Origin of the sequence: Micromonospora sediminimaris (assembly GCF_016863575.1) — a bacterium.
GTDB classification, from domain to species: Bacteria; Actinomycetota; Actinomycetes; order Mycobacteriales; family Micromonosporaceae; genus Micromonospora; species Micromonospora sediminimaris.
The window spans coordinates 1-1,317 of record NZ_BOPD01000070.1 but is presented as its reverse complement, the minus strand read 5'-3'; the positions used below and the strand labels follow the sequence as shown (position 1 = coordinate 1,317).

Below are 1,317 nucleotides of genomic sequence, written 5' to 3'. Positions count from 1 at the left end.
ACGCCCGCCGCGGCGAGCATCACCGTCAGGGTTGCGGAAGCACCGACGATCGCCAAGGCCTTCGACGACGCGACCATTCCGCTCAACGGAACGACGACGCTGGAGTTCACCCTTACCAACCCCAACGCGAACACGACGCTGACCGGTGTCAGCTTCGTCGACAACCTTCCTGCGGGGTTGGTGGTCGCTACTCCCAATGGCGCGCAAACCGACTGCGCCTCCGGCACGATCGCCGCGACTGCCGGGGGCAGCAGCATCAGCCTGTTCGGCGCTAGCCTGCCGGCCAACGCAAGCTGCACCGTCTCAGTCGATGTCACCGGCACAACCACCGGAACGAAGGTCAACACCACCGCTGCCGTCACCTCGGTCCAGAGCGGTCCGGGCGTGCCCGCCTCGGCGAGTGTCACGGTCGTCGCAGAGGTCGTCGCGGCGCCGACGATCTCGAAGGCTTTCGACGATTCCACCATTCCGGTTGGCGGGACAACCTCGTTGGTTTTCACCCTCAGCAACCCCAACGCGAGTACGTCGTTGACGGGGGTCAGCTTCGTCGACAACCTTCCTGCGGGGCTGGTGGTAGCCACTCCCAACGGCTTGAGTGGCTCGTGCGGTGGTGGCACGATCACCGCGACCGCCGGTAGCAGCAGTATTCGGCTGGCCGATGCGACATTGCCGGCTGGCGAGAGCTGCACGTTCTCGGTGAACGTCACCGGCACGACCAGCGGAACGAAGTCAAATACGAGCGGACCGGTGGACTCGAACGAGAGCGGCCCAGGTGCTACCGCCTCGGCAAGCATCACAGTCGGCGCTGTCGCGGCACCGACGATCGTCAAGGCCTTCCGGGATGACATCATCCCCCTCAACGGGACGACGTCAGTGCGCTTCACCCTCCGCAACCCCAACCCGGCTACGTCGCTGACCGGAGTCAGTTTCGTCGACAACCTTCCCTCGGGGCTGGTGGTCGCCACGCCCAACGCCGCGCAGACCAACTGCGCCTCCGCAACGATTACCGCGACTTCCGGCGGCAGCAGCATCAGCCTGGCCGGAGCGACCCTGCCGGCCAACGGGAGTTGCACGGTGTCGGTGAACGTCACCGGCAAGACTGCGGGGAAGAAGGTCAATACGACGGCCGCCACCTCGATCGAAAGCGGTGCAGGCTCTCCTGCCTCGGCAAGCATTACGGTCCGTAAGAGCATCTTGCCCGTTACCGGTAGCCGGATCTCCATCTACGCCGCGATCGCACTGACCACGCTCGGCCTGGGTGGAGTGCTCATCGTGATGAGTCACCGGCTGGCCCGGCCTAGGCGCCAAACCGCCTAG

The 1,317-nt window shown here is 65.5% G+C and carries 1 protein-coding gene; it reads left to right on the top strand.

All coding sequences use genetic code 11. From position 1 onward, the window contains the following. Window positions 1–1,317 (top strand): DUF7933 domain-containing protein (locus tag Vse01_RS29120; RefSeq protein WP_204019285.1); only part of this gene is annotated, 1,317 nt, incomplete at its 5' end.